We start from the raw sequence: 9885 nt of genomic DNA, 5'->3' as shown, positions 1-9885 counted from the left end.
CTGAGGCAGCGGTCGCTGCGGAGACGTATCCGCAGCGTAGCGACGCAGCGGCGCCGACCTCTAGCAAAGCTGGGCTAGGGGACCTATACTCAGAACGTAAATGCGGTTAAGTAGCTGATATTTAACATAATAACTCTTATCGGACTAAGGTTCCAATCCCTGACGATTCGGCTTAGCCGAGCCTCGTATCGTCATGACACGCTCGACACGGACAGCTACGCTAGAACCACACATCCCAGGCGGGACCGCAGTTCATCCGGCTTGTCGCGCTCTGACCAGACGTACGCCTTCTCTTTTTAACCAATCAAAACTAACTCGTTCAAATGGAATTAGCTGGGTCGATCCTCGAAAATGTTGAAAACGCCGTCACAAGTGCGCGGCGGCTGCGTGGCCATCCCGTGTACAAGGACACCCTGACCTATTGGACGGAGCTTCTCCACGAGGCACGGCGCGTGCGCAAGGATCTGGAAGGTCCGCAACTACAAGCGCTCGAGGCTGCGATCCTGAAGCTTGAAGGTGAACTCGCCGGCCGCTCCGCGTAATGCGGCTTGGTCCCGCTTATGCGGCGATCGCTGCAGCCGCGTCGATCCGGTGAAGGGTAAAGCCGTCTGAGCCTACCGCATCACGCGCGACGTCGATGAGGTGCGCGTAATGACTGAACACGATCACCTGGCTGTGCGCCGCCGCAGCCGCAAGGACCCGGATTAACGCCGCGGCTCGCTCATCGTCAGCGGTGATAAGCAGGTCGTCGCAGACGATCGGTAGCGATACGGCTCCGGCTCGTCCTTCGATAGAGCCGAGGCGCAGTGCCAGATACAGTTGGTCGCGCGTACCTTCACTCAACGCTTCGACGCCAATTTCACCGCCGTCAGTGTGGATAGGCGTTGAAACGGGACCCCCGTCATCTAGCAGGAAGGCCACTGGGAAACGCTCGATATTTGAAGTTGAGGGGTCCCGATCGGCGCCGATCGGGACCCCCGAGAATCTCTATTCTGTCCTCCGCTACAACGACTTGCCGCATTTTGCCGGCGGTCCCGTTTCAACGCCAATCCACACATGGAGGCGCAGATTAGCGGTAGGCTTGTCGTTGTGGGAGCCTATTATTCGCTTGGCACCGGCGAGGTAGACTTTTTCGACACCGGCGTTGGCCAGCCGGCGTCCACGATCATCTAATCGTACACCCGAGCCATGCTCCGGATTCAATGAAACTTCGTGGGAGCGGGCTGCGGCCTTGGCGTTGCAACCTGCTTGGCTGCATGAAACTCAACACGTCGAAACAGCAGGTCGAGATCTTCCCGGCTTACGTCGAAGGTCTCGCCAAGATCGGCGAGCGCAAGGTCGATGTCTGCGGGATGCGGGGCGCTTAAGCCGGATGCGGCAAGTTCGTGACCCACGATTGGGATCGGGCGGTGTGGATAGCAGTGGCCCGAGACCCTGTGGAAAGCGAGGCCGGTCAGGATCAATATCAACGAATTGATTCCGACCGGCACGAACGGGAACGCGTAACCAGCTCCCAGCACCGCAGGCCCACCGATCACGGCCGTCAACGCAGCCGCCCCGCCCGGGGGATGCAGGCAGCGTAGCAGCGACATCGCGAGGATCGCCCCGCCCACGGCAACGCCGACCGCTAGATACGGGATGGGCACGAACCGGGCCGCTGTTACGCCAACAAGCGCCGATACGACGTTACCGCCAATTACCGACCAGGGTTGTGCCAATGGGCTCGACGGGACGGCAAAGATCAGCACCGCGGAAGCGCCGGTGCCACCAGCAATGGGAGCGGCGCCGATCCGTGCAGTGCCATGGCGCACACCAGGCTCGTTAGTGCAACGCCGATTACCCCCCCGATGCACGCAAAAAGACGGTCGCGAAGGGTCGCGCCAGCAAGGATTGGTACGAAAGAAAACGGCAGTCTCATATTCTCAGATCACCTACTCCGAACGGTCACGCTTCATCCGCGTCGACCAATCGCGGCATAATGTTAGGTTCGATCGACCTCTGCGCGCTTACGGGCGCTCCGGACTTTAAGCAGGTCATGCCGCGAGAGAATGCCGAGGACGCGATCGGTGCCAACCTCGACAATAGGAATACGCCCGATCCCGCTCTCGACCATCAAATCGGCAACTTCGCCGATGGGAGAATGAAGGTAAGCGAACGGCTGCGACGGATCGGATAGCGCCTCGACAAGCGAGGTTTCGGGCAGCTCACCCTCTACCTTCCAGCGCAGCGCGTCGGATCGGGACACCATCGCGAGCAGCCGCCCGCTGTCATTCACCACGGGATACGTCCGGTGCGTTGCGCCGTCCCCGAAGAAGGCGACGGCGTCCTTGATCGACATGGTGCCCGACAGCACCGCGGGATCAGGCGTCATCACCTGCTCCGCTTGAAGGAACTCGTGCGGATCGACCGTGTATTCCTGAAGGATGTGGCGGCCGCGCCGAGCAATCTTTTCAGTCAGTATCGACCGGCGCATGATCAGGACGCTGATCGCATAGGCCCCGGTTGCCGCTGCGATCGTCGCCGGCAAGGCGTCGAAGTGACCGGTCAGCTCGACCGCGAACAGCGCGCCGGTCAGTGGCGCGCGCATGGCACCGCTCATCATACCAGCCATGCCGATCATCGCCCAAAAACCGATCGACCCGGGCAGGAACTGCCCGAGCAGGGCACCGAAAGCGCCACCCATGATCAGCAATGGCGCGAGAACGCCGCCCGAGGTTCCCGATCCCAGCGCGACCAGCCACACGATCGCCTTCACAACTAGCAGCGTCAGGATCACCCGCATGGCCAACGATCCGTCGAGGAGGGCCTGAATGTTCGCGTAGCCCGCGCCAAGGACGCGGGGCTCGATCAGGCCCCCGAGCCCTACGACGATGCCGCCCAGCGCCGGCCACCACATCCAGTGCACGGGAAGTCGGTGGAACGCGTCCTCGACGCGGTAGAGCAGCACCGACAGCAACGCCGCCTCAAGCCCGACCAGGACGCCGATCCCGAGGGCCGACCCTCCAGTCGGCCACCACGCGTGGACGGGGGCCGCAGCAAACGGAAAGAGGGGTCCGGCGCCCAGGAGCATGGGCCGCCAGGCAAATGCCACCAATGTCGCCACGACGACAGGCACGAAGCTGCGCGGCTTCCACTCGAACAGCAGGACCTCGATCGCCAGCAGGATCGCGGCGATCGGCGTCCCGAAAATACCGGTCATCCCCGCTGCAGCGCCGGCGACCAACAGCGTCTTGCGCTCGGCCGCGCTCAGGTGAAAGCATTGGGCGAACAGCGACCCGATCGCCCCGCCGGTCATAATGATCGGACCTTCGGCTCCGAACGGGCCGCCGCTGCCGATCGAGATCGCCGACGACAGCGGCTTAAGGGCCGCAACCTTGAGCGGAAGGCGGCTTTCACCGTAGAGAATGGCCTCGATCGCCTCCGGAATGCCGTGCCCCTTGATCTTCTCCGAGCCAAAGCGCGCCATCAAGCCGATCATCAAACTGCCGACGACCGGTATCGCGACCACCGCGAGGCCGACGTGGGCGTCTGCGATTTCAGCGGGCGCGGCCGACACCCTTCCGAACCAGAACAGGTTGGTGGCGACCGCGATGAGCTTCAGCAGAATCCAGGCTCCAAACGCCGCGCCCGTGCCAACGACGATCGCCGCGCCGGCGAGCATGATCATGCGCCAATCGGCGCTATGATCGGCAAGCCGTCTAGGTTTCGGGATACTAATGGGGGAAGCCGTCATGCACACTCGCCGTCCAGGAACGGCGACTGACTATATCGTGACACGATATAGTTCAACGGCTAGGATGCGAATGATGACAGACGGCCATGAGTTGACCGACGCCGATTATGCCGCGCTTGCGGACTTCCGCTACGCGCTTCGCCAGTTCCAGGCGTTTAGCGAACGCGGCGCCGCAAGTTTCGGGCTGACACCGCAGCAACACCAGGCCCTGCTGGCCATTCGCGGTGCGGCGCACGCAAACGTCAGCGTCGGCTACGTTGCCGACCGTCTCACCTTGAAGCCGCACAGTGCGACCGGGCTGGTCGATCGGCTGGAAACGCTTGGTCTGGTGGTGCGCCGGCCATCCCCCGACGACGGCCGCCAAGCCCTGCTGGATTTGACGGAGAAAGCGCAAACGCTCCTGCGGCAGCTATCGGAGACGCATCGCGAAGAGATCGTGCGGCTTCGGCCCATGCTGGCCGAGTTGCTCGCGCGTGTTGATTGATCCCATACGCTAAGCGCACCAATTGCAATGTATATCGCAGTACGATATAAAACTTGCTGAAGGGAGTCGGCAACATGCAGTTGTTCCTCATCGCGGCCGGAGCGATCGGTCTGGTTGTAGGCAGCCTGGCGGCAGCCGCGTTGCTCTGCTGGTTTCTGTGGTATGCATTTCGTCTCGTGCTGCACCCGGAATGGGCGATATCCGCTGTTCTGATCCTCCTCGTTCTGGCCTTGGCCGGCGACCTGCCGAAAAGCCAGTTTTTAGACATGACGCTGACATTCGCGGTGGTCGCCGCAGTGCCTCTCTGGTTCGCGGGGCGCGCTTGGCGCAAGCAACGCGAGCGGGTCTTGGACAGTCGGCGCAAGCTGTCCGTCCAGCCACGAACGAGCGAACCGTTTACACCGACAGAAACCGCGCTGTGGCCGCGGTTGTACCCGGCGATCACAGCCTGCATTTGCGAAGAGCGCCCACCTACTCGCGAGGAAGTTCACATGGTGGCCGCGCGACTTTGGCGGGAAGGCTTCGCGCAACGCTTCGGCGCGCAGACCGTGCCAGCGAGCTTTGCTGCACGACGACTACTGGTTCGCGCCGCTACCGCGGCATTAAGCGGCAAAGCTGCCGTTTCCTTTCGACCAACACACGATGTAGTAGCGTAACCGGCCGAAGCTGTTTCAAGACCGGCGCAAAATTTCGAGACGGCGGCAAATCACACGATCTTTCGCTATTTTTATCCGGGAGGACAAGGTGCCAACGCTGAGCCCACATGACAGAGCCTATTACGAAGCCCGCGCCGATGCCGAGCTGGACCTTGCACAGCGATCTATCGATCCGTGTGCCGTGAAGATTCACCACGACCTCGCAAGCCGGTATCTCTCCATTCTTCATGATAGGGCGGACGAACCCTCGGCTTTTGCAGCGTTCGGTCATGCGCGCCCGAATGAAGCGCGCGCAAACGTGGGCAAGGCGGAGGTTTCACGATAAGATCGCCGCGCTACGGCTGGCGAGCGGTCCTTAATGGGGGGCTGTTATCGGAGAAGATGCGCCGGTTTCGCCGGAGTTGCCGGTCGTAGCACCGTTACGTCGCGGGCGGACCTGCGACGCGAGTCTTCGGCCTTTGTCGTCCTTGACGGAGTGGCGACTGGCCCTAAGCCTGACGCTGTGAGGGCGAAACGTTCGAATGTAGGTGGCTATCAGCTATGAGTTTTGCAAATTCGTGGGCGCAATGAACCCTTATTCGGATGGCATCTCGATCGCACCCTATTGCGGCTCGCCTCCGACCGTCGAGTCGCTTGCCGGGCGCTGGAACCTCGATCCCGTGCTGCTCGCCGCCCTGGTCGGCATAGCCTTCTTGTACGTCTGGTTAAAGCCCAGTCATTCGCGTCGTGCCGCCTGGGCGTTCGGCATCGGCTGGGCCATCACGTCGCTGGCGCTGATCTCGCCGCTTTGTGCGTTGTCGGTGTCGTTATTCACCGCTCGCGTGGGTCAGCACATGCTGCTCACGTTGGTCGCGGCCCCACTCGTTGGGCTGGGTTTGCCAGCTGCCAGCAGGCGCATGCCAGGTCAGGAACTGTGGGCGACGTCCGCTTTTGCGGCGGCGCTGTGGGTCTGGCATTCGCCAGGACCCTATGATGAAACTTTTCTTAGCCCGCTAATCTACTGGATGATGCACGTCACCACCTTGGGCGCGGCAATTCTCTTCTGGTGGACGGTGCTGAGGGCACCTGCGGACCGGTTGGGCCTATCGATTGCGGTAACGCTTGCGACGGGGCTGCAGATGGCGCTGCTAGGTGCCGTCATCACGTGGGCCCGTGTGCCCCTATACTGGCCACATTCGGTGACACCGTACGAATGGGGGCTTACGCCGCTGCAGGACCAGCAACTGGGGGGGGCGCTAATGTGGGTGCCGGGCGGATTTATATTCCTCTTCGCCATCGTCGCACCGCTTGCGCTAGCCCTTCGACGCGGGGCCGACCGCACTCCAGTTAGCGCCCTGCGCGGCGCATGACGCTCTCGCCCTCTCAAGACGCGATGAGTGCGCGCTGGCCGCTTGAATATCTGACTAGTGCCGGACCGCATGCGGCGCCGGTTGTGCCACTGACCTGGTTTCTGCTTGGAATTTCCGCTGCCGTCATCCTGATTTTTACCGTGGCGGTGGCCTGGGGAATCATTGTCCGGCGACAACGAGTGAGCCGAGAGTCTCTCTCAACCTGCTCTGTCGAAAATAGCTCGCGAGGACTTTCCTGGGTTTACATCGGCATGCCCTTGACGCTGGTAACTCTTATCGTCGCGCTGTTCTGGACAATGCTGGTTACGGGGCAGATTGCCCAACCAGCAAGTCCGCCCACGCTAGCGATCACTGTTACGGGCAGGCAATGGTGGTGGCAGGTGAACTATCCCGCTTTGCCCGGCGGACGCCCGTTCGAAACCGCAAACGAAATCCATATTCCCGTGGGCCAACCGGTGCTCGTCCGTTTGCGCGGCGGAGACGTTATCCATTCCTTCTGGGTCCCGGCGTTGGCCGGTAAGACCGATACGATCCCTGGCCGGCAAAACGTCACCTGGCTCCAGGCCGACCGGCCCGGCGTCTATCGCGGCCAGTGCACCGAATATTGCGGGGCGCAGCACGCCAACATGGGCTTCCTGGTTTTTGCCGATCCTCCCGCAGTCTTCGCTGCTTGGCGCCGCAATCAAGACCGACTGGCTAGCGCTGTCCCCGCGCGGCCCACGACGCCACGGGGGATGAACGCTGCTGCCAATGATGCGACCCGACCGGCACTGGAGGGGGGGAACGGCCAGGCGATCTTTGCCCAGCATTGCGGGGGTTGCCATGCAATCGACGGTACGGATGCCCACGGTTACCAGCCGGATGGCCATGGCGTTCGCGCTCCAAACCTAACCCATTTGATGAGCCGGCGGACGCTCGCGGCTGTCACGCTAACCAACAACACCAACAATCTCGCCGGCTGGATTTCTGATCCTCAGGCCCAGAAGCCAGGCGTGCGCATGCCCATAACCCATTTGAGCGGTCCCGAGCTTCAAGCGGTGGTCGCCTATCTGAAGGCGCAGCAATGAACATTGCCGACCCTAGCAGATGGGAAGACTCCCGCGTGCCCCAAGTCGTGGCCATAGACGGGGATTTCCCAGGTCAGCGGCTGCAGAAAATGTGGGAGACCGAACCGGGCTTCAAGGGTTGGCTGGGCAGCGTCGACCACAAGCAAATCGGCATCCGTTACATCGTCACGGCGTTCGCATTTCTATTGCTGGGCGGGCTCGAGGCGCTGGTGATGCGCGTCCAGCTGGGGGGCCCCGGCCAGACGGTGCTGACGCCTCAGGAATATAATGTGCTGTTTTCCATGCACGGGATCAGCATGATATTCCTTTACGCATCGCCTATTCTCACTGGCTTCAGCAACTACCTTTGGCCACTGATCCTCGGGTCGCGCGACATGGCCTTTCCGCGGTTGAACGCACTTTCCTACTGGATCTATCTGGCAGCGGGTCTGTTTATCTACGCTGGCTTCGTGACCGGGCATGGTCCCAGTGACGGTTGGTTCAACTACGTCCCTTATGCGCTTATGGACTATAGCCCAGGGCTTAACATGGATGTCTATGCGCTAGGCATGATCCTGCTCGGGATTTCTACCACCGTCGGCGCCGCAAACTTCATCGTCACCTTTCTGCGCAACCGCGCGCCGGGCATGTCGTTGAACAGGGTCCCGGTTTTGCTGTGGGGCACGCTGACCGCGTCGGCCGCCAATATCATGGCAGTGCCCAGCGTCAGCCTCGCCTTCTTCATGTTGTGGATGGACCGACAGTTCGGAACGCATTTCTACGATGCCAAGATGGGTCAGCCTCTCCTGTGGCAACATCTGTTCTGGATGTTCGCGCACCCTTGGGTTTACGCAATCGTGCTCCCCGCCATGGGTATGGTGTCAGATGGACTGCCGACCTTTTGCAGACGTCCGCTTGTCGGCTACACGCTCGTCGTCCTCGCCACGGTCAGTACGATGGCGTTTGGCTTCGGGGTATGGGTTCATCACATGTTCGCGACAGGCCTTCCCAACCTGCCGCTCTCGTTTTTCAGCGGCGCGTCTTTCATCATCACGATCCCAAGTGGCGTGGCTGTGATGTGCTGGACCGCGACGATTTGGACCGGGCGGCCTGTCGTCACCACTGCCTTCCTATTCTTCGCAAGCATGATCATTCTGTTCGTCATCGGCGGCGTTTCGGGAGTAGTGACGGCCGCCGTTGCATCCGACTGGCAGCTGACGGACACCTATTTCATCGTCGCCCACCTTCACTACACGTTGATTGGTATCAATCTCTTCCCGGTGATCGGGGCTATCTACTACTGGTTCCCCAAGATGACGGGGCGCTTGCTCAACGAGCGCCTCGGCATGTGGAACTTTTGGGTAATGTTCATCGGCTTTAACGTGGGCTTTCTGCCCATGCACACTCTGGGATTGCTGGGCATGCCCCGGCGCATCTACACTTACCCTGCGGACATGGGATGGTCGGGCCAGAATCTGGTCGTGTCGTTGGGTTCAGCCATGTTCGCGATCGGCGTGTTGCTGTTTCTCATCAACGTCGCTGTATCGCTCAAGCGCGGCAAGGAAGCCGGTCCCAATCCCTGGGGGGCAGGCACGCTCGAATGGGCCACATCGTCCCCGCCGCCTGTCTATAACTTCTCCGTCATCCCGATCGTGGCGACCCGCCATCCACTCTGGGAAGAGGCGATGAACGAATCTGCGGAAAGGAGCAGCATCGATCGAGGATTCCTGCTCGACCGGGGCAAGGAAACGATTGGCACTTCCCCGCTTGATGGCGAACCAAATCTAATCCTGGAAATGCCGGGCGATAGCCTGGCACCGTTCGCTCTCACGGTCGGTATGACGCTCATGTTCAGTGGCGCGCTGTTACGGCAATGGTGGCTCGTCGCAGTTGGCATTGCGACGATCTTCATTTCGCTGGTCGACTGGTTTTGGCCGCGCCGCGTTCATGCGGGACTGGAGAAGGTCGATGGTTGATGGTTGATGCGCTCGTCACCGACGCTCCGCTGCCGGTGGGCTCGGCGGGCCGCAATTCTACCGCCTGGTTCGGCATGCTCTGCCTGATCGCGACCGAAGGATCACTCTTCGCTTACCTTCTCTTCAGTTACGCCTATTTCGGTGCGCAAAATAGTGCCGATTGGCTGCCGACGCTGCACCCGTCATTCAAGTACGGCCTGCCGGGAACGCTCGTTCTTTTTTCCTCAAGTGCTACGATCTGGTGGAGCGAACGAGGGATGAAACGAGGCGCACGCGGTCAGCACCTGATCGGTCTCATCGCAACGATTCTACTCGGGCTCACCTTCATTGTCCTTGAGCTTCTCGACTGGCGGGACAAAGGGTTTTCGCTTTCAAGTCGCGCCTACGGATCGTTCTATTTCACAATCACGGGTTTCCATCTTTTACATGTTATCGTCGGCGTCTCCGTTCTGATGGTCGTGCTTGGTTGGTCGTTAGCAGGCTATTTCACGCAACGTCGCCACATGCACGTAACGATTAGCGGGGTTTATTGGCATTTCGTCGATGTGGTCTGGATCTTCGTCTTTTCGACCTTTTTCCTAGCGCCATACGTTATCGCATTATGAGCAAAGCGCCAGATCAGATTGGGCACCCATCGCCGC

Annotated in this window: 10 protein-coding genes; 7 read left to right on the top strand and 3 right to left on the bottom strand. The window is 60.8% G+C overall.

Translation table 11 applies throughout. The features are described from left to right. The first annotated feature begins 323 nt into the window (after positions 1-323). A complete protein-coding gene (locus L8H00_RS17500; RefSeq protein ID WP_242098587.1) occupies positions 324-542 on the top strand; it encodes a hypothetical protein in 219 nt (72 codons plus the stop codon). Positions 543-558: 16 nt separating this feature from the next. Here the strand turns inward: L8H00_RS17500 and L8H00_RS17495 are convergent, their stop codons facing one another. The 3 genes from L8H00_RS17495 to L8H00_RS17485 form a co-directional block, all read right to left on the bottom strand. Then, positions 559-921 (bottom strand): hypothetical protein, encoded by a 363-nt coding sequence (locus tag L8H00_RS17495; RefSeq protein ID WP_242098586.1) that lies wholly within the window; start codon positions 919-921, stop codon positions 559-561. A 278-nt stretch (positions 922-1199) separates the two neighbouring features. Continuing rightward, positions 1200-1811 (bottom strand): HPP family protein, encoded by a 612-nt coding sequence (locus tag L8H00_RS17490; RefSeq protein ID WP_347340750.1) that lies wholly within the window; start codon positions 1809-1811, stop codon positions 1200-1202. Between the two features lie 170 nt (positions 1812-1981). Further along, positions 1982-3667, bottom strand: coding sequence for a chloride channel protein (locus L8H00_RS17485; protein ID WP_242098585.1), 1686 nt, complete (start codon positions 3665-3667; stop codon positions 1982-1984). Positions 3668-3803: 136 nt separating this feature from the next. Between L8H00_RS17485 and L8H00_RS17480 the strand changes: the two genes are divergently transcribed. From L8H00_RS17480 to L8H00_RS17455, 6 genes are all read left to right on the top strand, one after another. Beyond that, complete coding sequence (locus L8H00_RS17480) at positions 3804-4217, top strand: MarR family transcriptional regulator (RefSeq protein WP_242098584.1); 414 nt, start codon at positions 3804-3806, stop codon at positions 4215-4217. Between the two features lie 74 nt (positions 4218-4291). Continuing rightward, a complete protein-coding gene (locus L8H00_RS17475) occupies positions 4292-4873 on the top strand; it encodes a hypothetical protein (RefSeq protein WP_242098583.1) in 582 nt (193 codons plus the stop codon). A gap of 527 nt (positions 4874-5400) precedes the next feature. Then, positions 5401-6222 (top strand): cytochrome c oxidase assembly protein, encoded by an 822-nt coding sequence (locus L8H00_RS17470; protein WP_242098582.1) that lies wholly within the window; start codon positions 5401-5403, stop codon positions 6220-6222. Further along, complete coding sequence (gene coxB, locus L8H00_RS17465; protein WP_242098581.1) at positions 6219-7289, top strand: cytochrome c oxidase subunit II; 1071 nt, start codon at positions 6219-6221, stop codon at positions 7287-7289. Before L8H00_RS17470 ends, coxB begins: the two co-directional genes overlap by 4 nt. After that, positions 7286-9244: a cbb3-type cytochrome c oxidase subunit I gene (locus L8H00_RS17460; RefSeq protein WP_242098580.1), complete on the top strand. Its 1959-nt coding sequence runs from the start codon at positions 7286-7288 to the stop codon at positions 9242-9244. The genes coxB and L8H00_RS17460 overlap by 4 nt, the downstream gene beginning before the upstream one ends. After that, a complete protein-coding gene (locus L8H00_RS17455) occupies positions 9244-9849 on the top strand; it encodes a cytochrome c oxidase subunit 3 (RefSeq protein ID WP_242098579.1) in 606 nt (201 codons plus the stop codon). The genes L8H00_RS17460 and L8H00_RS17455 overlap by 1 nt, the downstream gene beginning before the upstream one ends. The last annotated feature ends 36 nt before the right edge of the window (positions 9850-9885 follow it).

The sequence above is a fragment of the Sphingomonas sp. CROZ-RG-20F-R02-07 genome, from assembly GCF_022662335.1.
GTDB lineage: Bacteria > Pseudomonadota > Alphaproteobacteria > Sphingomonadales > Sphingomonadaceae > Sphingomonas.
The sequence above is the reverse complement of the archived record's forward strand: the minus strand, read 5'-3'. Positions and strand labels throughout refer to the sequence as shown.